This is a genomic window from Bradyrhizobium sp. USDA 4011 (assembly GCF_054063415.1).
The window spans coordinates 1,698,549-1,724,341 of the sequence record NZ_JBSSGG010000001.1; the positions used below are offsets into that span (position 1 = coordinate 1,698,549).

The 25,793-nt window shown below is 64.8% G+C and carries 22 protein-coding genes; 10 read left to right on the forward strand and 12 right to left on the reverse strand.

The genetic code is table 11. From position 1 onward, the window contains the following. Positions 1 to 59: 59 nt before the first annotated feature. Positions 60 to 962, reverse strand: a complete 903-nt coding sequence (locus ACVW1C_RS07890) for an SMP-30/gluconolactonase/LRE family protein (protein WP_456757925.1) — start codon at positions 960 to 962, stop codon at positions 60 to 62. Between the two features lie 146 nt (positions 963 to 1,108). After that, on the reverse strand, positions 1,109 to 2,023 hold the full coding sequence (locus ACVW1C_RS07895) for an intradiol ring-cleavage dioxygenase (RefSeq protein WP_456757926.1): 915 nt from the start codon (positions 2,021 to 2,023) through the stop codon (positions 1,109 to 1,111). Between the two features lie 143 nt (positions 2,024 to 2,166). Here ACVW1C_RS07895 and ACVW1C_RS07900 point away from each other — a divergent pair, with 143 nt between their 5' ends. From ACVW1C_RS07900 to ACVW1C_RS07910, 3 genes are all read left to right on the forward strand, one after another. After that, a complete protein-coding gene (locus tag ACVW1C_RS07900; RefSeq protein WP_456757927.1) occupies positions 2,167 to 3,441 on the forward strand; it encodes a serine hydrolase domain-containing protein in 1,275 nt (424 codons plus the stop codon). 234 nt (positions 3,442 to 3,675) lie between these two features. Further along, positions 3,676 to 5,133, forward strand: a complete 1,458-nt coding sequence (locus tag ACVW1C_RS07905; protein WP_456763018.1) for a sensor histidine kinase — start codon at positions 3,676 to 3,678, stop codon at positions 5,131 to 5,133. Between the two features lie 101 nt (positions 5,134 to 5,234). After that, entirely contained in the window at positions 5,235 to 6,554 is a 1,320-nt protein-coding gene (locus ACVW1C_RS07910) for a dicarboxylate/amino acid:cation symporter (protein ID WP_456757928.1), read from the forward strand. 51 nt (positions 6,555 to 6,605) lie between these two features. Here ACVW1C_RS07910 and ACVW1C_RS07915 read toward each other — a convergent pair whose 3' ends face one another. Beyond that, complete coding sequence (locus ACVW1C_RS07915; RefSeq protein ID WP_456757929.1) at positions 6,606 to 6,860, reverse strand: hypothetical protein; 255 nt, start codon at positions 6,858 to 6,860, stop codon at positions 6,606 to 6,608. Positions 6,861 to 7,486: 626 nt separating this feature from the next. Between ACVW1C_RS07915 and ACVW1C_RS07920 the strand changes: the two genes are divergently transcribed. Together ACVW1C_RS07920 and ACVW1C_RS07925 are read left to right on the forward strand one after the other, a co-directional pair. Further along, positions 7,487 to 7,882 carry a helix-turn-helix domain-containing protein gene (locus ACVW1C_RS07920; protein ID WP_094194089.1) on the forward strand — a complete coding sequence of 132 codons (396 nt, stop codon included), beginning with the start codon at positions 7,487 to 7,489 and terminating at the stop codon, positions 7,880 to 7,882. 451 nt (positions 7,883 to 8,333) lie between these two features. Beyond that, entirely contained in the window at positions 8,334 to 8,645 is a 312-nt protein-coding gene (locus ACVW1C_RS07925; RefSeq protein ID WP_456757930.1) for a hypothetical protein, read from the forward strand. 49 nt (positions 8,646 to 8,694) lie between these two features. Here the strand turns inward: ACVW1C_RS07925 and ACVW1C_RS07930 are convergent, their stop codons facing one another. Then, positions 8,695 to 10,461 (reverse strand): carbamoyltransferase family protein, encoded by a 1,767-nt coding sequence (locus ACVW1C_RS07930; protein ID WP_456757931.1) that lies wholly within the window; start codon positions 10,459 to 10,461, stop codon positions 8,695 to 8,697. Between the two features lie 244 nt (positions 10,462 to 10,705). Between ACVW1C_RS07930 and ACVW1C_RS07935 the strand changes: the two genes are divergently transcribed. The 4 genes from ACVW1C_RS07935 to ACVW1C_RS07950 are packed head-to-tail and all read left to right on the forward strand — an operon-like array spanning position 10,706 to position 14,973. Beyond that, positions 10,706 to 11,782: an LLM class flavin-dependent oxidoreductase gene (locus ACVW1C_RS07935; RefSeq protein WP_456757932.1), complete on the forward strand. Its 1,077-nt coding sequence runs from the start codon at positions 10,706 to 10,708 to the stop codon at positions 11,780 to 11,782. Between the two features lie 11 nt (positions 11,783 to 11,793). Further along, on the forward strand, positions 11,794 to 13,401 hold the full coding sequence (locus ACVW1C_RS07940; protein WP_456757933.1) for an amino acid adenylation domain-containing protein: 1,608 nt from the start codon (positions 11,794 to 11,796) through the stop codon (positions 13,399 to 13,401). Then, entirely contained in the window at positions 13,398 to 13,715 is a 318-nt protein-coding gene (locus ACVW1C_RS07945; protein ID WP_456757934.1) for a hypothetical protein, read from the forward strand. The genes ACVW1C_RS07940 and ACVW1C_RS07945 overlap by 4 nt, the downstream gene beginning before the upstream one ends. Positions 13,716 to 13,725: 10 nt before the next feature. Further along, entirely contained in the window at positions 13,726 to 14,973 is a 1,248-nt protein-coding gene (locus ACVW1C_RS07950) for a hypothetical protein (RefSeq protein WP_456757935.1), read from the forward strand. Positions 14,974 to 15,025: 52 nt separating this feature from the next. Here ACVW1C_RS07950 and ACVW1C_RS07955 read toward each other — a convergent pair whose 3' ends face one another. The 8 genes from ACVW1C_RS07955 to ACVW1C_RS07990 all read right to left on the reverse strand — a co-directional run bounded on the left by ACVW1C_RS07955 (position 15,026) and on the right by ACVW1C_RS07990 (position 24,082). Then, positions 15,026 to 16,108, reverse strand: a complete 1,083-nt coding sequence (locus tag ACVW1C_RS07955; RefSeq protein WP_456757936.1) for an isocitrate/isopropylmalate dehydrogenase family protein — start codon at positions 16,106 to 16,108, stop codon at positions 15,026 to 15,028. Between the two features lie 118 nt (positions 16,109 to 16,226). Next, on the reverse strand, positions 16,227 to 17,297 hold the full coding sequence (locus ACVW1C_RS07960; protein ID WP_456757937.1) for an alcohol dehydrogenase: 1,071 nt from the start codon (positions 17,295 to 17,297) through the stop codon (positions 16,227 to 16,229). 122 nt (positions 17,298 to 17,419) lie between these two features. Next, positions 17,420 to 18,388: an ABC transporter ATP-binding protein gene (locus tag ACVW1C_RS07965; protein ID WP_456757938.1), complete on the reverse strand. Its 969-nt coding sequence runs from the start codon at positions 18,386 to 18,388 to the stop codon at positions 17,420 to 17,422. Then, on the reverse strand, positions 18,385 to 19,371 hold the full coding sequence (locus ACVW1C_RS07970) for an ABC transporter ATP-binding protein (protein WP_456757939.1): 987 nt from the start codon (positions 19,369 to 19,371) through the stop codon (positions 18,385 to 18,387). Before ACVW1C_RS07970 ends, ACVW1C_RS07965 begins: the two co-directional genes overlap by 4 nt. Next, entirely contained in the window at positions 19,368 to 20,237 is an 870-nt protein-coding gene (locus tag ACVW1C_RS07975) for an ABC transporter permease (protein WP_456757940.1), read from the reverse strand. Before ACVW1C_RS07975 ends, ACVW1C_RS07970 begins: the two co-directional genes overlap by 4 nt. Next, positions 20,224 to 21,174, reverse strand: a complete 951-nt coding sequence (locus ACVW1C_RS07980) for an ABC transporter permease (RefSeq protein ID WP_173641546.1) — start codon at positions 21,172 to 21,174, stop codon at positions 20,224 to 20,226. Before ACVW1C_RS07980 ends, ACVW1C_RS07975 begins: the two co-directional genes overlap by 14 nt. A 6-nt stretch (positions 21,175 to 21,180) precedes the next feature. Then, positions 21,181 to 22,722 carry an ABC transporter substrate-binding protein gene (locus ACVW1C_RS07985; protein ID WP_456757941.1) on the reverse strand — a complete coding sequence of 514 codons (1,542 nt, stop codon included), beginning with the start codon at positions 22,720 to 22,722 and terminating at the stop codon, positions 21,181 to 21,183. A gap of 184 nt (positions 22,723 to 22,906) precedes the next feature. After that, on the reverse strand, positions 22,907 to 24,082 hold the full coding sequence (locus ACVW1C_RS07990; RefSeq protein WP_456757942.1) for a CaiB/BaiF CoA transferase family protein: 1,176 nt from the start codon (positions 24,080 to 24,082) through the stop codon (positions 22,907 to 22,909). A 212-nt stretch (positions 24,083 to 24,294) separates the two neighbouring features. On the opposite strand from ACVW1C_RS07990, the gene glgA reads away from it, so the two are divergent. Further along, entirely contained in the window at positions 24,295 to 25,722 is a 1,428-nt protein-coding gene (gene glgA / locus ACVW1C_RS07995) for a glycogen synthase GlgA (RefSeq protein ID WP_456757943.1), read from the forward strand. Positions 25,723 to 25,793 lie beyond the last annotated feature (71 nt).

Here is a 25,793-nt window from a genome sequence, read left to right on the forward strand (position 1 = left end):
TCGCCCACACCGCCATCGCACCGAGCGACAACGTGCTTCGTTCGAGCGCCGGTGCGTGACTATCCGTCGAGCCCGCTGATATCGGCGACCAGCACTGTGCCCGTCACCGATTCCGTGATGTAGAGCCGGTCGCGGTTGGCGCCGCCGATCGCGACATTGGTGCAGCTCTGGCCGGCGCAGGACTTGATCCGCGCGATGCACTCGCCGTTCGGTGCGAACACGAAGACATGGCCGAGCGAGGCGTGCGCGACGAACAGCCGCCCGGCGCTGTCCATCGTCATGCCGTCGGGTCCGCTCGGGCCGAACAGCGAGCAGAACCGTCCGACCTTGGATACGCTGCCGTCCTTCATGAACGGCGCGCGCCACACCGCATTGTCGCGGGTCATGGCGACGAACAGCACCGCCTCGTGCGGATCGAGCACTAAGCCGTTCGGGCTGATGCCGGTGTCGATCAGGCAGTCGAGCTGCCCGCCGGTCTTCAAGCGGTAGACCCGGCCGGTCGGATCGTGCAGCCCGGTCTGGCCCTGGTCGGTGAAATAGATGTCGCCGTTGGTGGCGATGTGCAGATCGTTGCAGCCGCGGAACGATTCCGAATTGCGCGAGCGCAGCAGCGGCATGACCTCGCCCGATCTGGCATCGAGCTCCATTAGCCCGTGCCTGTAGTCGGCGATCAGGATGCGGCCCATCGGATTGATCTTCAGCCCGTTCGGCCAGCCGTCATATTCGGCGACCTGCGTCCATGACCCGTCCGGCGCAATCCTGAAGATGCGACCGAATGGAATATCGACGATGTAGAGATTGCCGGCGGCATCGAACGACGGTCCCTCGATGAAGCAGTCGGTCACCGCGCCCGGCCGGTTGGCGTCGGCCCATTCGCTCGCCACCTTGCGGCGGAATTCGGCCGGCACGGCGGAGAAGACTTCGGTCGGGATCACTTTCGGCGGCGTTTCCAGGAACATCATTGTTGGTTCACTCGTTGGAGGAGCGGGTGGATGTCTTGCGCAACTTGCCGCAGCGCGCGCGGAGTCTCCGCGCGTTGCCAAAAATGCGATTCGCCCAATTCTTGTGCGCCGCACATGAATTGGGCAGAATGCTTGGACGACAGTAATCAGGCGTCTTCAGCGACCTTGGTGCCGAGCGGCGCGGGCGCCATTCCGCCGCCGGGCTTCACGTGGAATTCGTAGGTCATCAGGCTCCACGGGCCATCCGAGCGCTGGCCGTCGGGCATCACAGGATCGGTGTGCCGCTCGACCTTGGCGATCAGTTCGTCCTTCACGCCGAACACGACATCGGAGTCGATGTACTTGTCGCCTTCGACGAACACATGCGTGATCAGCGGCTCATGGCCCTTGGCATTGACCAGGAAGTGCACATGCGCCGGCCGCATCGGATGCCGGTTGGTCTGCGTGATCATCTGCCCGACCGGACCATCGGTCGGGATCGGATAGCTGCACGGCACGATGGTGCGGAAGAAGAAGCGACCGTCGGCATCGGTGATGAAGCGCGCCCGCGAGGACGGGCCTTCGGAGGCATAGCTCGGCTTCTGCGAGTCATAGAATCCGTCGTCGTCCGCGTGCCAGACATCGACCGGCACATTGGCCAGCGGCTTGCCGTCGAGATCGGTGACGCGCCCTTGCACGAACATGCGCTCGCCGGGCAGGCTTGCCGAGATGTCGGTGCCGTGCGGTGTCACCTTGTGCTCGCCGACATAGAACGGGCCGAGCACGGTGGTCTCGGTCGCGCCGTCGCGATCCCTGTGGTTGACCGCATCGACCAGCATCGACACGCCGAGCACGTCGGACAACAGGATGAATTCCTGGCGGATGTCGGTGCACTTCTGCCCGGTGCGGGTCAGGAAGCCGATGGCGTGATCCCATTCCTCGAAGGTGAGATCGGTCTTGCGCACATAGTCGTGCAGCGACTTCACCAGCTCCTGCAGCAGGAACTTGGCCCGCGGATCGGGCGTCTGGTCGAAGCTGCGGATGACGGCTGCGGTGAGCTCGGTTTCGTTGAACTGGGTCATCTCGGCGTTTCCCGTATCCCTTGAGGGCGCGATTGCAGGGGCGAGCGTACACTACCGGCCCGGTGCCGGTAAGCGGCGGCCGATTGCTGCGGCGGACACTTTTCGGCTATCAAGGCTGCCTCGCCAGCCGGAGAAAATGCCCGATGTTAGCTCCCACGCCTGCCTCGCCCGAATCCGCGGGAATGTCGACCGCCGCCCTCAACCGCCTCGAAGCGCATCTGAAGAGCCGCTACATCGATTCCGGCCGCTTTCCCGGCACCCAGGTCCTGATCTACCGCCGCGGCAAGGTCGTGCATTCCACCGTTCAGGGCTATGCCGATCTCGAGCGCAAGGTGCCGGTGAAGGACGACACCATCTTCCGCATCTATTCGATGACCAAGCCGATCACTTCGGTCGCCTTCATGATGCTGGTCGAGGAAGGCAAGGTCGCGCTCGACGAGCCGGTCGCCAAATACATTCCGGAATGGAAGAACCTCGGCGTGTTCGTCGCCGGCACCGCGCCTGCCTTCCTGACCCGGCCGCCGAGCAGGCCAATGCTCATCGTCGACCTGCTGCGCCACACCTCGGGTCTCACCTACGGCTTCCAGCAGCGCTCCAATGTCGACGCGGCCTATCGCGAAAAGAAGATCGGCGAGGTCGTCAAGGCCGGCACGCTCGACAGCATGATCGAGGACCTGGCGAAGATCCCGCTGGAATTCTCGCCGGGAGAAGCCTGGAATTACTCGGTCTCCACCGACGTGCTCGGCTATCTCGTCGGCAAGATCTCGGGGATGCCGTTCGAGCAGTTCCTGAAGGAGCGGATCTTCAAGCCGCTCGGCATGAACGACACAGACTTCTTCGTGCCGGCCGACAAGGCGCACCGCCTTGCCGCCTGCTATTCCGCCGACCCGCAGGGCGGCTTCAACCCGCTCGCCGCCGAGCGCAAGGGCACGCTGACGCTGCAGGACGATCCGGCCACCAGCTCATTCCTGTCGCCGCCCTCGCTGGTCTCCGGCGGCGGCGGGCTGTGCTCGACCGCGGCCGACTACCTGACCTTCTGCCGCGCGCTGCTCAACGGCGGTGAGCTCGGCGGCGTTCGGCTGCTCGGCCCGAAGACGCTGAAGCTGATGGCCACCAACCATTTACCCGGCGGCGGCGACCTGCCGGCGATGTCGCGCTCGATGTTCGCCGAAGCCGCCTATAGCGGCATCGGCTTCGGCCTCGGCTTCGCCGTCACCATGCACCCGGCGCAGACCCTGATCGCCGGCAGTCCGGGCGAATTCAACTGGGGCGGCGCGGCGACGACATCGTTCTTCATCGATCCGGCCGAGGAGCTGATCACGATCTTCATGACCCAGGTGCTGCCGTCGAGCGCCTATCCGCTGCGTCGCGAGCTGCGCACCATGGTCTACGCCGCGATCACCGAGAGCAACCTCTGACCAAGGGCCCTTCCGCGGCGTACAATCCTCGTTTGAGCATGATCCTTCCGGAAAACCGCTTCACACTTTTCCGGATCATGCTCTGTGCGCCGCGAATTCTTTCAAATTGTCTGTCATTTCCTTTGGCGGACTTTTCCCGCCTCTCCTAAGCTCACTGCAAACGGGCGCCGACCCGGGGACATCGTGCCGAAACTGACATTGCCAGTGCGTCTCGCGCTTCTGGTCGCGGGGACGATGTTGCCGCTGATCGTTTTCGCGGTCGGGATCGTGTTCCACAATTACCAGCGGGATCGCCAGGCGGCCACGCAGCGCGTGCTGGAGACGGCGCGCAGCATCCGCCTGCTGCTCGATGCGGAAATGCAGCGCATGACCGGCGGGCTGCAGGTGCTGGCACTGACCAACTCGCTGCGCAACAGCGACTTCGACAACTTCCGCCGCGTCGCAGCCGGCTTTCTCGACCAGTATGGCAAGGACGGTGTGGTGCTGGTGGCCGACCGCAGGGGACGCCAGGTGTTCTCCTCGCTGACGCCGGACACCGCGAGCCTGCCGCCGCGCAACAATCTCGAGATCGTCGAGAAGGTGTTTGCGACGCGGCAGCCGCAATACTCCAACCTGTTCTTCGGCGAGGTGAAGCAGCAACTGATCATCACCGTCGAGGTGCCGGTGATACGCGACGGCGAAGTGCTCTACGACATCTCCTTCAGCCCGCCGATCGAGGTCTTCCAGGCCATGATCGAGCGGCAGCGCCTGAACCAGGACTGGACCATCTCGATCTTCGACGGCGACGGCGTCAACCTCGCCCGCGTGCCGAATCCGCAGGCGACCATCGGGCAGCGCGCCTCGCCAACATTGTTTGCCGAGATGTTCCGCCGCAGCGAGGCGACACTCCCGACCGTCTCGCTCGAAGGCGTGGCGCTGATCACGGGCTTCACCCGATCGCGCATCACCGGCTGGACCGTCGCCGCCGGGATCGCCGAGAACTCGCTGGTGGCGCCGCTGTGGCGCTCGCTCGCGATCACCAGCGCGATCGGCGGCGTCCTGCTCTTGGTCGGCCTCGGCTTTGCGGTGCGGATGGCGACCACGATCGCGCGCGGCGAGATGCTGCACGACCTCCTGATCGAGGAACTCAACCACCGCGTCAAGAACACGCTGGCGATCCTGCAATCGATCGCCACGCAGACGTTCCGCAGCGCGAGCCGCGCCGAGCGCGACAAGTTCGAGGGACGGCTCGGCGCGCTCGCCGAGGCGCACAACCTGCTCTCGACCGACAAATGGCAGGGCTCCGACCTGCAGGACGTGGTCAGCCGCGTGCTGCAGCCCTATCTGCTGAACGCCTCCGGACGGGTCAGGATGTTCGGACCGCGCGTGCCGCTGTCGCCCCGGCTTGCTTTGGTGCTGTCGATGCTCCTGCACGAGATGGCGACCAACGCGGCCAAATATGGCGCGCTGTCCAACGACACCGGCACGGTGACGCTGGACTGGGAAATCCTCGAGGAGAGCGCCGGACCGAAGCTCCGGATGATCTGGACGGAGGCCGGCGGCCCACCGGTGACGGCGCCGGTGCAGCGCGGCTTCGGCTCCCGGCTGATCGAGCGCAGCGCCCGCGACCAGCTCGGCGGCGAGGCCACGGTGGATTTCCTGCCCCACGGCGTCGTCTACACGGTGACCAGCACCCTCGAAACCGGCGAATGACCGGGCAAATGGCGCCCAATCCTGCGACATCTTGGCACGCAAGTTGCTAAGATGGGGTGGGATCGGCCGGCAAGAACACCGGCCAAAAACAGGGGGAGTTCATGTCGACCATCGCAGCGGAACCCGCAGTTGCACGCAAGCCGCTCTACACATCGCTGTTCGTGCAGGTGCTCGTTGCGCTGCTGCTCGGCATCATCATCGGCATGGCCGCGCCCGATTTCGCGATCGGGTTGAAGATCTTCAGCGATGCCTTCCTGAAGCTGATCTCGATGATCGTGGCGCCGATCGTGTTCTGCGTGGTGGTACACGGCATCGCGGGCGCCGGCGACCTCAAGAAGGTCGGACGCGTCGGCGTCAAGGCGCTGGTGTATTTCGAGGCGATGACGACGGTCGCGCTCGTGGTAGGTTTGATCCTGGCCTACCTGTTCGGCCCCGGTCACGGCATGAACATCGATACCTCGACGCTGGACGCCAAGGCGCTCGGCAACTATGCCAGCAATGCACAGAAGCTGAAGGGCGAAGGCATCGGCAGCTTCCTGCTCAACATCATCCCGACCACCTCGTTCGACGCGCTGTCGCGCAACGACGTGCTGCAGGTCCTGTTCTTCGCCATCATCTTCGGTGTCAGCCTGGCGCTGGTCGGCGGCGAGAAGGGCGAGAAAATCACATCGTTCATCGACGCGGTCTCGACCGTGTTGTTCCGCGCCATGGGCCTGATCGTGCGCTTCGCGCCGATCGGCGTGCTCGGCGCCGTCGCCTACACGGTCGGCAAATACGGCGTCGGCTCGCTGAAGCAGCTGCTGTCGCTGGTGGCGCTGTTCTACGTCTCGGTCGCGATCTTCGTGCTCGGCGTCCTCGGCGGGGTGATGGCGCTGGCCGGCATCAACATCCTCAAGTTCCTCGGCTACCTGCGCGAGGAGCTGATGATCGTGGTCGCCACCGCATCCTCCGACGCGGTGCTGCCGCAGGTGATGCGCAAGCTGGAGCATTTCGGCGTCAAGGATTCGGTGGTCGGCCTCGTAATCCCGACCGGCTATTCGTTCAATCTCGATGCGTTCTCGATCTATCTGACGTTGGCGGTCGTCTTCATCGCGCAGGCGACCAACACGCCGCTGTCGTTCGGCGACCTGCTGCTCGTGCTCGGCGTGTCGCTGATCACGTCGAAGGGCGCGCACGGCGTGCCGGGCTCGGCGATCGTGATCCTGGCGGCGACGCTCAATGCGGTGCCGAGCATCCCGGCGATCGGCCTCGTGCTGGTGCTCTCGGTTGACTGGTTCATCGGCATGGCGCGCGCCGTCGGCAATCTGATCGGCAACTGCGTCGCCACCGTCGTGGTCGCGGCGTGGGAAGGTGACCTCGACCGGGACAAGGCCCGTCGTGTGCTCGAAGGCACCGATGCGGTCGACGTCACCGCGGGCTGAGCCAGGCGGCACAGGGCCGCCGGCGTCCCGCGTATGGCGCGGGGCGCCGGCCTACTTGATCAGCCGCAGATACGGCGGCAACTGCCTGGTCACCGGTTCCTGCACCGGCTCGTCCGACGCGATCATGTCGCACAGCGCCTTCAACTCGGAATCCGTCACCTTGTGCAGCTCCATCCGAAGCTCGAGGATGGCAAGGGACAACAGCCGGGCCGTCTCCGTGTTCGCCCGGTCAGTCAGAAATGCCTGACATTCTTCCAGGGTTGCCAGCAGCGCCAGCAACCGTTCTTCCGTATTTGCGACCGGCATATCTTCCACTCCCGAAGCCGCGAGGTAGAGTCGAGGTGTACCCCTCTTCCGCTTCATTTGGCCTCTCCTGCCAGAGTTCGCCGGCTTTCCGTAGGCGCACAATTGTTCCCGATGATTCAGAACTTTTAGGCAATTGTCCAGCAACATTCCGAAAGCCTGACTTGGACTTACGTCAAACTTTTCGTTCTCGCAGCGATTCAGTCAAGCAACCACAGACCCTCGCCGCGACCTCAGGATGCACTAGCTGGGGTTGCATCAATTCTAAGACGCTCGTACAATATTGGCTGCCCGTAGAACTACGGGAGCAGTGCAATGCCGCCCAGTAAGCATGAGCGCAAAATCTGTGTCGATCAAACTCGCGCTAGTTGTGGTTTGGTCAATATTTTGCCAAATGTAGAGGGCGGGGTGTCGACAGACACCTTGGTGCGGTCGACTACAGGTAGTCGACCGATTCGGTACTTGGGTGCTTCCAATCCGCATGTGCGTTTGGATACCATCCCGCGATCTTCTTGGATTTCGTCGTTCGGACGAACTGACGATCCACTCGGGCTTAACGCGGTACATCATGAACGTGTCCCTGACCCGACCGGGCCAGGGATTCTCGATTTGAAGGACGGGTCACAAGAATGAACAGATCAGCAGCAAAGAAGATGAAGCAGCGCAGCGCCGGCAAGCCGGACATTGAGTTGGGCAAGCGGATTCGTCTGCGCCGTGTCGAGCAGAAGATCTCGCAGGCGGAACTCGGCGACAAGCTGGGCGTCAGCTTCCAGCAGGTTCAGAAGTACGAGAAGGGCGTCAACCGTGTCGGCGCCGCCCGCCTTCAGCAGATCGCGAGCGCGCTGGACGTGCCGGTGACCTTCTTCTACGACGGCGACAACAAGGCCCGCGAAGTCGAGAGCCTGCTGTTCCTCGACAGCGCGTTCAGCCTTCGGTTGCTGCGCGCCTACAGCAAGATCAAGGATCAGACCGTGCAGCGCCAACTGGTGTCGCTGATGGAATCGATCGCCGCCAACGAAGACTGAACGGCAGCACAGGTACGATCGCGAGACCGCGAACGCGATCGACCAGGGCGAGCGGATCGGCCGCGACCGGTCATTGGGATCGCCACGCGCCGGTCGGGGCCAGGAAGATATCGAGGCGAAGATATCGAAGCGCTGCCATCGGCGATGGCAGCGCTTTTTCTTTGATGGCGGCAGGCTCTCAAGGCTTCGTGATCCAGGCGCCCGGCTGCGCATGTGCGCCGGCCGTTCCAGTTCGCGCTCCGGCTGCGCATCTCATGCAGCGCATGCGAGCGCGATCCGTCGCCATTCTGTCGCGCGGCCAATTGTCGCCCGCGCACGAAGCGACCTCACAACTCCCGCATTTGCTGCGTTGAACCGGCGTCGCCAGAACCAAGTGCACGCGCCTGGCTTTTTTGTCGCAGCAACGAAGCGGCCACACGGACGTTTTCAGGCTTCAACCAAGGAGATCTCAATGAATATCAAGCTTGCCGTTATTGGACTGGCCGCGCTCGGAAGCGCAGCGTTGATGTCCGGTGCGGCATCGGCGATGCCGAACGGGCTTCCGCAGGCCAGCCACATCGCAGGCGAAACGTCCAATGTCGACAAGGTGCGCCAGGTCTGCGATCGCTGGGGCCGCTGCTATTGGCAACCGGGCTACGGCTACGGACCGCGCCATCACGGATGGCATCATCGTCCGCACTTCCACCCCCGCCATCATCATCACGGGCACCGTCATCACGGCGGACATCACGGCGGCGGCCATCACGGCGGACACCGGCGCTAGTCATCAGCGAGGGGGCTTCGGCCCCCTCACCTTTCCGGCCAAAGGCCGGCTACATCTTTCCGGCGCGGCGGACCAGCACGTTCTCGAGGAAGAGATACTCGATGCCGGTGCCGAGGAAGGTGTCGATGGCTTCGCGCGGGGTGTTGACGATCGGCTGCCCCTTCACGTTGAAGCTCGTGTTCAGCACCATTTCTCGGCCGGTCGCCCGGCCGACCGCCCGCAGCAACGCGTGGAATTCGGGATTGTCCCTGACGCCGACCGTCTGCACGCGGGCCGAGCCGTTGACATGCGTGATCGCCGGCAGCGCGGCGCGGTGCTCGGGACGCACGTCGGCGGTCATGATCATGTAGGGAAGCTCGAACCCCTTCGGCACCTCGAACCAGTCATGCACCTGTTCGAGGCTCACCGCCGGCGCGAACGGGCGGAAGGCTTCGCGCATCTTGACCATCGCGTTGATGCGGTCACGCATCTCCGGATGACCGGGATCGGCCAGGATGCTGCGGTGTCCGAGGGCGCGGGGGCCGAACTCCATGCGCCCGCGGTACCAGCCGAGCACGCGTCCGGCCGCGATGAGCCTCGCCGCCGCCGCGCAGGTCTCGTCGAGATCCGGAAAGCGCGTGATCTCGATGCGGCCGGCGGTGTCGGCCAGGGCCTTGTCGATCTCGGTCTGCGCATGTGCGGGGCCGAGGAAGGGCACCGGCATCCGGACGTTCTTCACACCACCGTCGCGCGATGCCGACCAGAGCGCGGCGCCGAGCGCGGACCCATCGTCGCCGGCGGCCGGCTGGACGTAGATCTCGTCGAACAGGCCGGACTGCAGCAGGCGGCCGTTGGCGGTGCAGTTGAGCGCGACGCCGCCCGCCATCGCGAGCCTGCGCAGGCCGGTGCTGCGGCCGAAATGACCGCAGATGTGGAGCATGACGCTGTCGAGGCATTCCTGCAGCGCCGCGGCGACGTCGCGATGATCGTCGGTGACGTCGCCTTCGGGCGCGCGTGCCGGGATCAGATACTCGCTGAGATGGCGTCGCGTCGCGCCGTAGGTTTCGCGATCGCGGCGCTCGGTATTGAGGCGGAGCAGAGGAATCCTGATCAGCCCGTCGTCGCGCAGTTCGACGGTCCGCTCGAAAAAAGCACGATGGCGGGAAGGATCGCCGTAGGGAGCAAGGCCCATGATCTTGTATTCGTCGGAGTTGAAATCGAAGCCGAGATGCAGCGTCAGCGTGGAATAGAGGATGCCGATCGAATCCAGGGCGGTGATTTCCGCGAGCTTGTCGATCGCGTTGTCGTGCGCGTGATAGACGGTGACGGCGTGGACCTCGCCCATGCCGTCGAGGACCACCACCAGGCATTCGTCCCAACCGGAGGTATAGTAGGCGCTGGCGGCGTGGGACAGATGATGGTTGACGTGGTGGACCTTGCCGGACGGAAATCCGGGCAGGTGCGCATCCACTTGCGAGAGCAGTTTTTCGCGTGAGAAGACCTCCCTGTATTGCTGGGCGGAGGTCGGATCCAGCATGAACGCGGCCTTGTAAGGCGCGTAGTCGAAGCCGTGAGAGATCACGTCGATGTCGGATAGCTTCAAGCCGGCGGCCTGCAGGCAGTAGCTGATAGCGCCGATCGGGAAATCACCGGTGTGTTTCTTGCGGTTGAAGCGCTCTTCGGCGGCACCGGCGACGATCCTGCCGTCGACCACCAGCACCGCAGCGGAATCGTGGCCCTGCGAGATCCGATATTCTCGCTCCTCCAGGCCCGGCCAGTGCTTCTTCTTGAAGGGGATCGAGCTCTCGAATCCACTGATGCCGATTACTTTCGCCATTCAACACCCCCTGGACGGATCGCGCTCAAGGGAAAATCGTGCCGCAGCATCGTTGCAGAGAGGCCGCGGAAATCAAGATCCGCAAAGGTGCAGTGCGCCGCCTCCGAATAGTCGGCCGGGCATTCGTTCCCATCACTTGACGGAGTACCACCTTTGCGTCGGGGGAGCTTACGAACGCATCTGTTACCATGATCGGGTTCTCCACCAGCCACGGCGTTTCGACGCTTTTGGATGGAGGTGGATGATGGATACGTTTTCCGACATTCGGTTCGACGTCTTCAGCACGTGCCCGCAATCCGGCGCGGTGCCGGCTGCGGACTATGTCGAACGGGTGCAGGCCGTCGCCCGCTGGAGCGAAGAGGCGGGGTGCAAAGGAATCCTGGTCTACACGGAGAATTCCCTGGTCGACCCCTGGCTCGTCTCGCAGATCATCTTGCAGAGCACGAGGGAACTCTGTCCGCTGGTGGCGGTGCAGCCGGTCTACATGCATCCGTACAGCGTCGCCAAGATGGTGAGTTCGCTCGCGCATATGTACGGACGCCGGCTCTATCTGAACATGGTCGCAGGCGGCTACACGACCGAGCTTGCGGCGCTCGGTGATGCGACGGCGCACGACAAGCGCTACGCGAGGCTCGTCGAATACACCGGCATCATCAAGCTGCTACTGGAGAACGCCGAACCGGTGACGCTCGAAGGGCAATTCCATGCCGTCCGCAATCTGCGGATGACCCCACCGCTGCCGCGGGAATTGCTGCCCGGCATATTCGTGTCCGGCTCCTCGGAAGCCGGGCTCGCGGCCGCCAAGGCGCTGGGCGCCACGCCGGTGAAATATCCCAAGCCGGCCGCAGAGTACAGGCAGGCGGACGCCGACTGCACAGGCTCGGGCGTGCGCGTCGGCATCATCGCCCGCGCGAACGCCGAAGAGGCCTGGCGGGTCGCGCACGAACGCTTCCCGACCGACAAGAAGGGGCAACTGGCGCACAAGTTGGCCATGAAGGTCTCGGATTCGGCGTGGCACAAGCAGATGTCCGATCTCGCGGCCGAGACGGCCGTCACCCAGGACACGCCATATTGGCTGGTGCCGTTCGAAAACTATAAGACCTTCTGCCCGTATCTGGTTGGTGACTACGGGGTCGTCTCCGACGAACTCGCGCGCTACGCCGCGGCCGGCTACGGGACGTTCATCCTGGACATTCCACCCCACCCGCGAGGAACTGGTCCATACGGGCGAGGTCTTCGGGCAGGCGCTGACGAAGGCCCGGCGTCTGAACTCATCAGCGCTTCGCGATCCGGCGCGTCAGGGCCTCGCAGGCTAGTCTAGGCGATCGTTCGATGGAGTTGCGCGCGGACGGATCACGGCGGGGATTGTGGACGGGCTTCCTGTGTTCGGCGAAACTGTTTCCCGACCGTCCCGCCGTCGTGGCGCAGGGCACGTCGCTGTCGTATCGACAGCTTCGCGAGGTCGCCGTCCGCATCGCGGCCTGCATCCAGGCGCATCGTGAAGGGTCGTCGATGCCGCTGACCGCCGTGTTCGCGCATCGCAGCGCGACGGCATTCGCCGGCGTGCTCGGATCGCTTCTGGCCGGAAACGGCTACGTGCCGCTGAACCGCAGCTTCCCGGTCGAGCGCACCAGGTCGATGCTCGTCCGCTCGGAGTGCCGATCGATCATCGTCGACGCGGAATCCTTGCCGCAAATGGACGCGCTCGTGGCGGACGTGAACGAACCGCTGCTCCTGATCGCGCCCTGTCTCGAGGACCCGCGCCCCTATCGCAAACGATGGCCCTTGCACATCATCGTCGGAGCTGCCGATCTCGAAGGATACGGCGACTGGCGCGAGCCGGACGCGCGCGAGGACGCGATCGCCTATCTGCTGTTCACCTCCGGCAGCACCGGGGTTCCGAAGGGGGTGATGGTCGCGCACCGCAACGTCGCAGCCTACGTCGACCATGCCGCGGAGCGCTTCGCCATCACGGAGCTGGACACCGTCTCGCAGACGTTCGACATGACGTTCGACCTGTCGGCATCCGACATGTTCGTGGCATGGGAACGCGGCGCCTGCGTGTGCTGTCCCTCGCAGAAGACGCTGATCAACCCGGGGCGGTTCATCCGCGACCAGAGACTGACGGTCTGGTTCTCGGTGCCCTCGATGGTCGCGCTGATGAAGGAGGGCGGCCTGCTGAAACCAGGAGGGTTTCCCTCGCTCAGGCTGAGCCTGTTCTGTGGCGAACCGCTGCCCGTCAGCTGCGTCGCGGCCTGGGCGATGGCCGCGCCGAACAGCGTTGTCGAAAACCTCTACGGACCGACCGAGCTGACCATCGCGTGCACCGGCTACCGTTGGGATCCGAAGCGGACGCCGGCCGTAGCGGAGATGGGCATCGTGCCGATCGGCGCGCCATTCCCGGGAATGGACGTGCTCGTGGTCGACGAGCACCTGAACGAGGTCGGCCCGGGCGCGGACGGCGAACTGCTGATGAGCGGTCCGCAGATGTCGCTCGGCTACTGGAAAGATCCCGAGAAGACCGCCGCGGCCTTCGTCGTCCCGCCCGGACGGCGGGAAGTGTTCTACCGCACCGGCGACCGCGTGCGCCGGCCCGCCGGCGATGGTCCCCTGACCCATCTCGGCCGCATGGACTCGCAGGTGAAGATTCTCGGCCACAGGGTGGAGCTCGGCGAGGTCGAGGCCGTGGTGCGCGAGGCCTCGGGCGTCGACGGCGTCGTGGCGATCGGCTGGCCCATCACATCGAGCGGCTTTGGCGGCATCGAAGTGCTCATCGAAGGCGGCCCGGTTGATCTCGACCGGCTTCGCGCTGCGGTCGCCGCCCGGCTGCCGGACTACATGGTCCCGAGACGATGGCACGTCCGCAGCCGACTGCCACGCAACGCCAACGGAAAATACGACCGCAAGGCCATGCCGGCGGTTTTGAGAGACAGTCAATGAGCGGTCCGACCACCGACGACGTCCGCGCGTTCTTCGGAGCCTTCCTCAACCAGAAGCTCCAGGACCGCGGACAACGTCCGCTGCGCGATCTCCCCGACGACTACGACCTGCTGCTGTCCGGGGCGCTCGATTCGCTGGCCTTCGTCGAGATGATGATGGCCGCGGGCGAGCACTTCGACAGGGAGATCGATTTCGAGAACCTCGATCCAGAACAGATGACGCTGATCGGGCCTCTGTGCCGGTTCGTGTCGGAGCAATTGACGCAGCCTCGGTGGCGAAACGGGGCGAGCGGGTCGTCGCCGCCATTCGGCTAGGGAGGGTTTCATGGCGGGGATCCGTGCGCCGGCGCAAGTTCAGACGCGCTCCAAGAATTATACCGCCGACATCCTGCTCCGACTCCTGAAAAGCCGGCGGCGTGCCGCGTCCACTCAAGCCGAAGTGGCGCCGCTCTTCGGAAGCGCGTTGGCGCCGGCGAAGCAGCGGGAGGTCCGGTTCGCGGATTTCGAAAGCGTCGCGAGGCTGAAGGAACGCGGTGGACTTGCGAAAGACAGCCCGGAGAACTGGGATCGACTCTGGCGGCAAAATCCCGCGATGGCCGCCGCCAAATCACGGACCAGCATGGGGTGGGTGCTTGAGACCGCGCAGGGAATTGTCGGGTATCAGGGAAACATTCCCGTGCTCTACCAGCTCGAAGGCCGAGCGATATTCGCCGCGACAGCCGCTGGCTTGGTGATCGACCCGGCGTACCGCACCCGCTGCATCGGCCTGCTGGCGTCGTTCTTTCGGCAGCGCGATGTCGATCTCCTTGTCATCACCCACTCGACCGCATCCGTGGTCAATCAATCAAAAGCCCTTCATGCGAAGTCGTTACCTGACCCCGACTACGACAAGATTTTGTTCTGGATCCTGGATGTCCATCAGTTCGCGCGGGTGCTCGCAGCGAAGTTCGACGTCGGGAGCGGAGTGGAGTCTGTCGGAGCTTTCCTTGCCGCGTCGGCCATGCGTTTGGATTCGCTCCGCCGCGGACCACGGGGCCGTCTGACCGGCAAAGTAACGGAAATCGATGTGAAGGACATCGGGGACGAATTCGAAGCGCTGTGGCGACGCAAATTGCGCGAGGCCCCTCGGTTGCTGGCCGACCGAAGTCCCGCCTCTCTCAGGTGGCACTTCACGCTCCCTGGGAGCTCTTCGACGGTTGCCGTGCTTTGCTGCCATCGATTCCAGCGCTTGGCGGGGTATGCCGTCATGCTGCATGCCGTCGACCGCGAAACAGGTTTGCGACGGTCGATGCTCGCCGACATCCTGGTGGAGCAGGATGACGCAGACGTGAGCGAGGCGCTGCTCGAAGCGGCCTATGCGAACGCGATCGCTTCGGGCGATCATCTCTTTGAGTTGGTCGGCGTGCCCGGACATATCCGGCAGATCCTGATGAGATGGAATCCCTACGTCAGGACTTATCCGACCGATCCGCTCGTCTACAAGACGACGGACGAGGGCCTGGCTCGCGTCCTCGAAGACGGGAGCGCCTGGTACGCCGGCCCGTTCGACGGCGACGCAACGCTGCTGCCGTAACGGCTGCGGTCAGCCGGCGCGGCGGAACGAGGCGGGCTCGGTGTCGTCGGCACTAAAGCGCCGCCAGCACGGCCTTCGCGACATCGGCGGTGCCGCTGCTGCCGCCGAACTCGAACGGCTTGATGCCGCCGGCGTAGGCCCTGTCGACGGCGCGCTCGATGCTTTCGGCGGCTTCGGCGGCGCTCTGCAGACCGTGCTTGTCGGCGAGCCAGTCCAGCATCATCGCAGCCGACAGGATCATCGCGGTGGGGTTGGCCTTGCCCTGCCCCATGATGTCGGGCGCCGTGCCATGACACGGCTGAAACACCGCGTAGCGGTCACCGATATCGGCCGACGGCGCCATGCCCATGCCGCCGATCAGGCCGGCGGTGAGATCGGACAGGATGTCGCCGAACATGTTCTCGGTCACCATGACGTCGAAGTCCCAGGGGCGCTTCACCAGCGCAGCCGCCGTCGCGTCGATGTAGAGATGGTCAGCCCTGACGCCAGGATGACGCTTCGCGGTCTCGTCGAAGATGCTCCGGAAGAAAGCGAACGCCTTGAACACGTTCGCCTTGTCGACGCAGGTCAGCCCGCCGCCGACGCGGCGGCGCGCCTTGCGGCGTTCGGCAAGCCGGAACGAGAATTCGAACAGCCGCTCGGAAGTCCGGCGCGTGATCACCATGGTCTCGCGCGCCTCGCCGTCGGTGACGACGCCCTTGCCCATCGAGGCGAACAGGCCCTCGGTCGATTCCCGGATCACGACGAGGTCGATGCCCTTCTGATCGGCACCGACGATCGTGCTCGGCACGCCCGGGATCAATCGCGCGGGCCGCACGCCGGCATAGAGATCGAAGATTATCCGCAACTCGATCTGCGGCGCGATCTCGGTGTTGTCGGGGTAACGCACCGACGGCAGGCCGCAGGCGCCGAGCAGGATCGCGTCGGCCTCCTCGCACAGCCGGATCGTGCTCTCCGGCATCGACTTGCCGGTCTCCCTGTAATGGCCCGCGCCGGCCGGCGCCGCGGTGAAGCGGAATTTGAGGCCGGCCGACGCCTCGATCTTGCGCAGCACTTCGAGCGCCGGCGCCATCACCTCGGGACCGATGCCGTCGCCACCGAGAACCGCGATGTGGAGTGCGTCGTTGGCGGACATGGGATTCCTCAAGACATCTGGAAAGAGAGCCACCTTCATTGCGAGGAGCGAAGCGACGAAGCAATCCATGTCTCAGCAAGCGGAGGGGTGGATTGCTTCGCTTCGCTCGCAATGACGATTACGGCGTCAGCACGGCGCGGCCGACCAGCTGGCCCTTCTGCAGATTGGTCAGCGCCTCGTTCGCCTTCGCCAGCGGCATCGGCGTGACCGGGATCGCCGGAATCTTCTTGGTCCGCACCAGGTCGAGCAGCTCCTGCGTCTCGCGCAGATTGCCGACATAGCTGCCCTGGATGGTGACCGCCTTGATCGGGATCAGCGGCAGCGCCCAGGGTGCGCCACCGCCGAACAGGCCGACCATCACGAGCTTGCCGCCCTTGGTCAGGCAGTCGAAGCCGAGCTGCGCGGTCTGGGCGTTGCCGACCAGGTCGATCGCGGCGCGGATCGGCTGCCCCGCCTTCTTGATAAGCTGCTCCAGCGCGTCGGGCGCCTTGCCGTCGACAGTCGCGAGTGCACCGGCGGCCTCGGCCGCCTCGCGCTTCCTGGCGTCGATATCGACCACGATCGCGCCCTTGCCGCCCATCGCTTTCAACAGCGAGAGCGCCATCAGGCCGAGGCCGCCGGCGCCGAAGATCACGATCGGCGTGTCGAGATCCTTCTCGACCTTCTTCAGCGCACTGTAGGTCGTGACTCCAGAGCAGGCGTAAGGCGCGGCCGTGACTGGATCGAGCCCGTTGAGGTTGAGCAGGTATTTCGGATGCGGCACCGTCATGTGATCGGCATAGCCGCCGTCGCAATAGACGCCGAGCGCATTCGGCTTGATCGCGCACATGTTCTCGTCGCCGCCGAGGCAGGTCGGGCATTTGCCGCAGCCGAGCCACGGATAGGCCAGCGCGACATCGCCGACCTTGAGGCCGCCTTTGTCGGCGTCCTTCACATCCGGCCCGAAGGCGATGATCTCGCCGACCGTCTCATGGCCCATCGTGCGCGGCAGCGAGACGCCGCGGTCCTTCAGTGACAGCGGCTTGCGGCCATGGCCGAGATCATAGCCGCCCTCCCAGATGTGCAGATCGCTATGGCAGACGCCGGCGGCCTTCACCTTGATCAGCACCTGCGTACCCGACGGTTGCGGTGTCGGCTGATCGACCTCTTTCAAGGGGGCGTTGAAATCGACGACCTGGAAACTCTTCATCGCTGTTCTCCCGAAGCTTGTTCTTGAGCCGGACCTTGCCACGCCTGCCCGCCCGGGACAAACGCTCACGACCCCATTTTCGAGCAAGCCGCCATGCAGCCCGCTCCAAAGGGAAGGCCTATTCAGATCAGCGGATGATGGCAAGCCGCGAACTGGCCGGGCGCAACCAGACGCAGTTCCGGCATCTCGCCGGCACAGCGCGCATCGGCCCGCGGACAGCGGGTGCGAAAGCGGCAGCCCGACGGCGGCGCGATCGGCGACGGCGGCTCGCCGACCGGCACGCTCTGGGTCGGCCGGACATCCGGATCGGGCACCGGAATCGCTTCGATGAGCAGCGCGGTATAAGGATGCGCCGGCTGTGCAAACAGCTGCTCCGATGGAGCAACCTCGCAGAGCCGGCCGAGATACATCACCGCGACGCGATCCGAAACCGCCTTCACCACGGCGAGGTCGTGGGCGATGAACAGCAGGGTCAGACCGTAACGTGCCTTCATCTCCTCCAGCAGATTGAGGATCTGCGCACGGATCGAGACGTCGAGTGCGGACACCGGTTCGTCGCAGATCACGAATTCCGGATTGAGCACCAGCGAGCGGGCGATGCAGATGCGCTGGCATTGTCCGCCGGAGAATTCGTGCGGCAGGCGCCCGCTCACCAGCGCGGGGTCGAGCCCGACCGCCGACAGCGCCTCGCTGACGCGCCGCCGGCGTTCCTCGTGATCCTTGACGCCTGCGATCACCAGCGGCTCGGCGACGATGTCGCCGATCCGCCGCCGCGGATTGAGCGAGGCGATCGGGTCCTGAAAGATCAGCTGCACGCGCCGGCGCATCTTGCGCAGTGCCTCGCCCTTCAGGGTGGTGAGGTCGTGGCCGTCGAACAGCACCTTGCCGGAGACCGCCTGGCGCAATTGCAGCACGGCGCGGCCGAGCGTGGACTTGCCGCACCCGGATTCGCCGACCAGCCCCAGCGTCTCGCCGCGCGCGATCTCGAGGCTGACATCGGAGACGGCATGGATGGTCTTGCCCCCCACCGAATATTCGACGACGAGGTTTTCCACTTTCATCAGCGGATTGGATGCGGCCTGCAACATCATGCGCCACGTCCCGCCGCGATCGGATGGAAGCAGGCATAGAGATGCTCTAATGTCTCCGCCGGACTGAGCTGCGGCTTCTCCGTGCTGCAGCGCCCGGCCGAATAGCGGCAGCGCGGCGAGAACGAGCAGCCCTTCAGCGGCCGGGTTGGATCGGGCGGCCGTCCCGAAATCGCCGGCAGCGGCGTATGCGGCGGCACGTCGAGCTTCGGCAGCGCGGCGAGCAGCGCCTCGGTGTAGGGCATCCGCATCTGCTTGAACAGGGCAGGCGTCGGCGCGCGCTCGACGACGCGCCCCGCATACATCACCGCGACCTCGTCGGTGCGGCCGGCGACCACGCCGAGGTCATGCGTGATGATGATCATCGCCATATGACGGCGCTGCTGCTCACGCGCCAGGAGATCGAGTATCTGGGCCTGGATCGTGACATCGAGCGCGGTGGTCGGCTCGTCCGCGATCAGGAGCTTCGGTTCGCAGGACAATGCGATAGCGATCGCAACGCGCTGGCGCATGCCCCCGGAGAGCTGGTGCGGATATTGCGTCAGCCGCTGCTCGGGCGCGGGAATGCCGACCCCCGTCAGCAGTTCGATACTGCGCTGCCTGGCCTGGGCCAGATCGAGCTCGAGATGCTCCTGGATGGTCTCGATCAGCTGGGTGCCGATGGTCAGCACCGGATTGAGCGAGGTCATGGGATCCTGGAACACGACGGCGAGCGAGCGGCCGCGTAGCTTGCGCAATTTCTCCGCCGGCAGCTTTGTCAGATCCTGCCCTTCGAACATCACGCGGCCGGACAGCTTGGCCTTCTTGGGTAGCAGTTGCAGGACGGCCCGCGACAGCATGGTCTTGCCGCAGCCGGATTCTCCGACAATGCCGAGCGTCTTGCCGGCGCCGACGGCGAGATCGACATGATCGACCGCCCGCAGATTGCCGCGCGGCGTCGGCAGATCGACCACCGCGTTCTCGACCGAAAGCAGCGCACCGCTCATAGCGCACCTTGCCTCGGGTCGGTCAGCGCGCGGATGGTGTCGCCGATCAGGTTGAAGGAGAGCACGGTCAGGAACATCGCAATCGCCGGAATGAAGGCGAGCTGCGGCGCCACATCGAGACTTTCGCGCCCCTCCCCGATCATGCTGCCCCAGCTCGAGATCGGCGGCGGCACGCCGAGGCCGAGGAAGGACAGCGAGCCCTCGACCACGATGGTGACGGCGACGCCGAGCAGGAAGAAGGCGAGCAACGGCAGCATTACATTGGGCAGCAGCTCGCGCAGCAGGATCCGTGCATGCGTGGCGCCGAGCGCCTGCGCCGCGATGACGAATTCGCGCCGTGCCAGCGTCAGCGTCGACGCCCGCGCCACCCGCATGAAGGCCGGAATGCCAAGCACACCGAGGATGCAGGTCAGGTTGAAGATCGACTGGCCGAGAAAGGCGGTGACCGCAAGCGCCAGGATCAGCGGCGGGAATGCCAGCAGCACGTCCATGCCGCCGACCACGAAGGATTCGAAACGGCCACGGAAATAGCCGGCGAGGATGCCGAGCGCGCCGCCGATGGTGACACCGATCATAGGTGCGCAGAGGCCGACGATCAGCGAGATGCGGGCGCCATAGATCAGCCGCGACAATTCATCCCGGCCGAGGCCGTCGGTGCCGAGCCAGTGCTCGGCCGAAACCGGCGCCCGCCGCTCCAGCATGTCCATGTCGGTCGGGCTCGGCAGCGGCAACAGATCGGCAAGGATCGCGACCGCAAATACCACGACGGTCCAGCCGATCGCGATCCAGAACAGCATGCCGAGCCGGCGCCTGCGCCGTATCGGCGGCGCGCTGCTCTCGTCGAGGCTGAGCTCAAGCGTGGCCATGGCGGATCCTCGGGTCGAGCACGGCGTAAAGCAAGTCGACGATGAAGTTCATGATCACGAAGCCCGCCGCGACCAGCAGCACCACGCCCTGCAGGATGATGAGGTCGCGGGTATAGATCGCGCCGACCAGGAGACGGCCGATCCCGGGCAAGGCGAAGATCGTCTCGACGATCACGGCGCCGCCGATCAGGCGGCCGATATTGATGCCGGTGATGGTGACGAGCGTCAGCGACGACGGCTTCAGCGCATGCACGAACAGGATACGCGACGGCTTCAGGCCCTTGGCCTTGGCGAGCGCGATATAGTCCTCCTGAAGCGCCGCGATCATGTCGGAGCGCAGCACGCGCATGATGCCCGGCCATTCCGCAAGCCCGAGCGTCAACGCCGGCAGCACCATGAAGCGCAGATTGGCGACCGGGTCCTCGGTGAACGGCACGTAGCCGGTCGCCGGCAGCCAGCGCAGCTCGACTGCGAACAAATAGATCAGCAGGATCGCGGACAGGAAGGTCGGCACCGACAGCAGTCCGAAGGCCGAGCCGGTCATGAAGCGGTCGAACGCGGAGCCCGCCTTGGCGGCGCAGGCGATCGCCAGCGGCACGCCGATCGCAAGCCCGATCAGCTCGGCGAAGATCATCAGCTCGAACGAGACCGGCACGCGCTCGCTGACCGCCTGCCACACGGTCTGCCCGGTGCGGAACGACCGTCCGAAATCGCCCTGCAGGATGTGCCACAGCCAGCCGAGATAGCGCAGCCAGATCGGCTGATCGAGCCCCATGTCGTGACGCAGCGCCGCGACGTTTTCGGGCGTCGCCTGGTCACCGAGGATCACGTAGGCGAGATCGCCCGGCAGCAGCGACGCGATCACGAAGGTGAGGACCGAGACGGCGATCAGCACCGGCACCAGATAGAGGAGCCTGCGCGCGACGAAGAACAGCATGAAACGCTATTCCTTCCAGGCGTAGGAGACGTCGAGCACCCCGTTGAACATCTTCGGCACGCCCTTCACCTTCGCGCTCGAGATCGCGTAGTAGGTGTTCTGGAAGGTCCAAAACCAGATCGCCTCCTTGTTGATGAGACGGCTGATCGCGCAATAATCCTCGGTGCGCTTGGCAACATCGGCCGTGGTTCGCGCATGCTCGAGCAGCCGGTCGAGCTCCGGATCGGAGAAGTTCGCCAGTGCCACCGGGCTGCCGGTGTGGAAGTTGGCGTACATCTGCGGATCGGGATCGGCGAGATCGACGATGCGCCACGGCGTGAGCTGGAACTGGCGCATGAAGGCGCGCGGCACGATCGTGGCCTGGTCGATCTGCTCGATCTCCATGTTGGCGCCGACCCGCTTCCAGAGCTGCTGCAGCACCTGGCCGATGGTGCGGCCGCGCGGCGTTGCCGATACGATCATCTTGAAATCGACCGGCTTGCCGTAGTCCTTGAGCAGGGCCTTGGCCTTGTTGACGTCCTCCGGCAGCGCGCCGTCGTCCTTGCACTTGACCCAGGAGCCGTCGCCATAGGGATTGGTGGCCGGCCGCGCCAGACCGTTGGTGATCGCCTGCGATATCTTCTTGCGGTCGAGTGCCATCACCAGCGCCTGGCGCACGCGGACATCGTCGAACGGCGCGGCCTTGGTATTGAACGCATAGACCTGCGCGCCGGAGCCCGCATAGGAATGCACGGTCAGGCTCTGGTCCTTCTGCGCCTTGACGATGTTGTCGGCGTCGTATTCATCGTCCCAGATGACGTCGGCTTCACCCGATTGCAGCGAGGCGAAGCGCGACTGCGCGTCCGGCAGCGGCTTGAGGATGATGCGGTCGAGATACGGCTTGCCCTTGTCCCAATAGTCCGGGTTCTTCTCCAGCACCATGCGGTCGCCGGCGTTCCAGGATTTCAGGATGTAGGGACCGGTGCCGACCGGGTTGCGATTGTAATCGTCGCCCTTGGTCTTCCACGCGGTCGGCGACTGCATCACGTTGTTGGAGCTCTGGATCGATTGCGTCGCCGGGAAGTTCACCGCCGGGTCGCTGAAATTGTAGCGCACCGTCAGGTCATCGACGACGTCCACGCTCTTGATGCTGGTAATGTAGAACGCGCAGCGGCACTTGTTGGCCGGATCCTTCTGGCGGTCGAAATTCTCCTTCACCGCCTGCGCATTGAACGGCGTGCCGTCGTGGAATTTGACGCCGGGCCGCAGCTTGATGGTCCAGGTCTTGAAGTCCTCGGAATGCTCCCACGACAGCGCGAGCTTCGGCTTCGGCTGGCCCTTCTCGTCGAGCGTCATCAGCGTGTCGAAGATCGCGGCTGCCGCGGTGTTGGCCGATGTATCATAGACGCCGACCTTGAGCGGGTCGAAGCCCGGTATGTCCAGTTCCTGGCCGACGGTGAGCGTCCCGCCCTGCTTCTGCGCATGAGCCGGTGCAGCGAACGCCGCTGCACCTAATCCCGCCACAAGAAATATGCGCGCAACTGCGCGCGCGCGCCCGGCCAGCTTCATCGATGCTCCCTCCCGATTGGGCGACGTCCGGTGTTCCGGATCATCGTGTGTCGGAAGGCAGCTTGTCCGGAATCGCCGCGCGCGACAAGACCGTAAAACGGATGAAAAGCCGCAGGGCGATCACGATGCGATCTCGTAAGCTCGCATCACAATCTCATCGACCCGTTCGAGCACAGACCGTGCCCTAGCTGCGCGCGGTCTTTGCCGGTTGCGCTGCGAAGCCCGCGATCTGGTCGTCGGACAGGCCGATCTCCTTCAGATAGGATAATGTGTGCTCGCCGAGAGTCGACATCCGCCTTGCCGCACCGACCGCAGCACCGGACATCCGGAACGGCAGATTGAGCACCTTGAAGCTGCCACCGCCGTCCTCGACCTCGGCCAGTGCACCGCGATGGGCGATTTGCGGATCGGCGAGCGCCTCGCGCACGGTGCGATAGGCCGACGACGGCACGCCATATTCATTGAGCGCGGCAAGACAGGCCTGCGTGCTGACCGAGCGCGACCACGCCTCGACGCCCTCCATCAGATCAGCCCAATTCTCCCGCCGATCGGAATATTTGGCGAAGCGTGGATCGGACACCCATTCGGGCCGGCCGATCACCTGCATCAGGTTCTGGAACGTCTTCTCACTTGCGATCGCCACCATCACGTAGCCATCGGTGGTTTCGATCGGGCCGAACATCGGCCGCTGGGTTTGCTTCACCTCGAATTGCGACCACTGCAACTCGTTCAGGGTCAGGCTCAGCATCGATTCCAGCATCGAGACGTCGATATGCTGGCCCTTGCCGCTGGCACCGCGCTGATAGAGCGCCGCCGAGATCGCGCCGAAAGCGTAGACCCCGGTCAACACGTCGGCGTGATAGATGCCGCAATAATCCGGCCGGCTGCGGCCCGGCTGGTAGGCGAGATGCGCCATCTCGTAGCCTGAAGCGGCATGGATCACCGGCGCATAGGCCGGTAATTCCGCCGATGGGCCGGTCTGGCCGTAGCCGGAGATCGAACAGAAGATCAGCTTCGGATTGATGTCGCGGATCGAGGCATAGTCGAGCTTGAGCCGGCGCATCACGCCGGGGCGGAAATTCTCCACCAGCACGTCCGCGGTCGCGATCAGCCGGCGCACGGCTTCGACGCCGGCCGGCGACTTCAGATCGAGCACGAGGCTGTTCTTGCCGATATTGAGCTGGCCGAACGCCGTCGAGCAATGGTTGCGCACCGGCGGCCGCGTCCGCATCGTCTCGCCCTCGGCGGGCTCGATCTTGATCACCTCCGCGCCCATGTCGGCGAGCATCCGCGTGCAATGAGGTCCGGCGATCGTGGTCGAAAAATCGAGCACGCGAAGGCCGTCGAAGCTGCGTGTCAAATTCCCCTCATCGTCAGCGGCTATTGTCGTTGCCAAGGCTTCCTCCAGCTTCGTCGTTTCCGTTGTTCGGCGTCGCGAGACCCTAAAGTGAGCCACCCTGACAGGAAAGCGTCTCGTCCAGACCGGGACCGCGGGCCGTCTTGCATTTTACTCAAAGGCAGATTGGACCCGATCTTGCATAGCCTTGTCACGGGCGGGAACGAGGGCGCTTGTTGAAGGTCTTATTCGTCACGACGGAGATGGACGATTTCGTCCGCGTGGGCGGACTCGGCGCCGTTTCCGCTGCACTTCCCCGGGCGCTCCGCTCCTGGAGCGACGTCAGGATCATGCTTCCCGGCTATCGGGACGTGGTCGAACAGTTCACTCACATTGAAATCGTTGGACAATGCGAGGCCCTCGCCGAGATGCCGGCCTGCACGCTCGGGCGCGCATCGACCAAAGACGGGCTGCCGGTCTACGTGCTGTTGTGTCCGCAGCTCTACGACCGGCCGGGCAATCCCTATGGCGATGAGTCCGGCCGCGACTGGCCCGACAACGACATCCGCTTCGGCCGCTTTGCCTCCGCTGCTGCCGAACTTGCAGCCGGAACGCTGGACAAGAATTGGGCAGCGGACCTCGTTCACGCCAACGACTGGCAGGCCGCGCTCACACCCGCCTACCTCGCATGGCGCGAGGCGCGGATTCCATCGATCCTGACCATCCACAATCTCGCCTATCAGGGTCTGTTTCCGCGGGACTCGCTGCGGCGGATCGGCGCACCGGAAAGCTCATTCCACATCGACGGGCTGGAGTTCTACGACAAGCTGTCCTTCCTCAAAGGCGGCCTCGTCTACGCCTCGCATCTGACCACGGTCAGCGCGACCTATGCGAGGGAGATCACCACCGCCGAGCTCGGCTGCGGGCTGGAGGGCCTGCTGCGCGTGCGCTCCGACGCCGACCAGCTGACCGGCATCCTGAACGGCATCGACGAGAGCTGGGACCCGCGCCACTGCGCACAGCTCGCGCAGCCGTTCGGCGCCGGCGACTGGAAGGGCAAGCAGGCCAACGCCGACTATGTCCGCCGGCAGTTCGGCCTTGCGGTCTCGCGCGGGCCGATCTTCGGCCTGGTTGCGCGGCTGGTGCATCAGAAGGGCGTCGACCTCGTGCTGTCGGCCGCCGACGAGATCATCAGGGACGGCGGACAGATCGTCGTCACCGGCAGCGGCGAGCCCGCGATCGAGGACGCGCTGGTGGCCGCGCATCGGCGCCGGCCCGACGCGATCGGCGTCATCATCGGCTTCAACGACGCACAGGCGCGCCGGATCTTCGCCGGCAGCGATTTCACCCTGATGCCGTCGCGCTTCGAGCCCTGCGGCCTCAGCCAGATGTATGCGCAGCGCTTCGGCTCGTTGCCGATCGGCCACCAGACCGGCGGGCTTGCGGAGACCATCGCCGACGGCGAGACCGGCTTCCTGTTCGCGCAACCATCGGCGGAATCCTTCCTCGGCGGTGTCAGGCGCGCGTTCGACGCCTATCGCGCCAAGGATCGCCTCAACGCCATGCGCGCCAGCGCGATGGCCAAGTCCTACAGCTGGGATCTGTCGGCCGCCTGCTACGGCGCGCTGTACAGGCGACTCATCATGCCGCGGGCATTGGCGTAAGCCGCGCGCCTCTCGGGCTTGTGATGTCGCCGCGCTGGTATCCCAGCTGCTTTGTGACATTCAGCCTGCGC

Coding starts and splice junctions, on each gene's coding strand:
- ACVW1C_RS07925 (WP_456757930.1), top strand. CDS start 8,334: ATGAATATCAAGCTTGCCGTTATTGGACTGGCCGCGCTCGGAAGCGCA.
- ACVW1C_RS07965 (WP_456757938.1), bottom strand. CDS start 18,388: ATGATGTTGCAGGCCGCATCCAATCCGCTGATGAAAGTGGAAAACCTC.
- ACVW1C_RS07980 (WP_173641546.1), bottom strand. CDS start 21,174: ATGCTGTTCTTCGTCGCGCGCAGGCTCCTCTATCTGGTGCCGGTGCTG.
- ACVW1C_RS07935 (WP_456757932.1), top strand. CDS start 10,706: ATGGATACGTTTTCCGACATTCGGTTCGACGTCTTCAGCACGTGCCCG.
- ACVW1C_RS07915 (WP_456757929.1), bottom strand. CDS start 6,860: ATGCCGGTCGCAAATACGGAAGAACGGTTGCTGGCGCTGCTGGCAACC.
- ACVW1C_RS07975 (WP_456757940.1), bottom strand. CDS start 20,237: ATGGCCACGCTTGAGCTCAGCCTCGACGAGAGCAGCGCGCCGCCGATA.
- ACVW1C_RS07930 (WP_456757931.1), bottom strand. CDS start 10,461: ATGGCGAAAGTAATCGGCATCAGTGGATTCGAGAGCTCGATCCCCTTC.
- ACVW1C_RS07905 (WP_456763018.1), top strand. CDS start 3,676: ATGTTGCCGCTGATCGTTTTCGCGGTCGGGATCGTGTTCCACAATTAC.
- ACVW1C_RS07985 (WP_456757941.1), bottom strand. CDS start 22,722: ATGAAGCTGGCCGGGCGCGCGCGCGCAGTTGCGCGCATATTTCTTGTG.
- ACVW1C_RS07970 (WP_456757939.1), bottom strand. CDS start 19,371: ATGAGCGGTGCGCTGCTTTCGGTCGAGAACGCGGTGGTCGATCTGCCG.
- ACVW1C_RS07955 (WP_456757936.1), bottom strand. CDS start 16,108: ATGTCCGCCAACGACGCACTCCACATCGCGGTTCTCGGTGGCGACGGC.
- ACVW1C_RS07910 (WP_456757928.1), top strand. CDS start 5,235: ATGTCGACCATCGCAGCGGAACCCGCAGTTGCACGCAAGCCGCTCTAC.
- ACVW1C_RS07940 (WP_456757933.1), top strand. CDS start 11,794: ATGGAGTTGCGCGCGGACGGATCACGGCGGGGATTGTGGACGGGCTTC.
- ACVW1C_RS07920 (WP_094194089.1), top strand. CDS start 7,487: ATGAACAGATCAGCAGCAAAGAAGATGAAGCAGCGCAGCGCCGGCAAG.
- ACVW1C_RS07900 (WP_456757927.1), top strand. CDS start 2,167: ATGTTAGCTCCCACGCCTGCCTCGCCCGAATCCGCGGGAATGTCGACC.
- ACVW1C_RS07890 (WP_456757925.1), bottom strand. CDS start 962: ATGATGTTCCTGGAAACGCCGCCGAAAGTGATCCCGACCGAAGTCTTC.
- ACVW1C_RS07945 (WP_456757934.1), top strand. CDS start 13,398: ATGAGCGGTCCGACCACCGACGACGTCCGCGCGTTCTTCGGAGCCTTC.
- ACVW1C_RS07950 (WP_456757935.1), top strand. CDS start 13,726: ATGGCGGGGATCCGTGCGCCGGCGCAAGTTCAGACGCGCTCCAAGAAT.
- ACVW1C_RS07895 (WP_456757926.1), bottom strand. CDS start 2,023: ATGACCCAGTTCAACGAAACCGAGCTCACCGCAGCCGTCATCCGCAGC.
- ACVW1C_RS07960 (WP_456757937.1), bottom strand. CDS start 17,297: ATGAAGAGTTTCCAGGTCGTCGATTTCAACGCCCCCTTGAAAGAGGTC.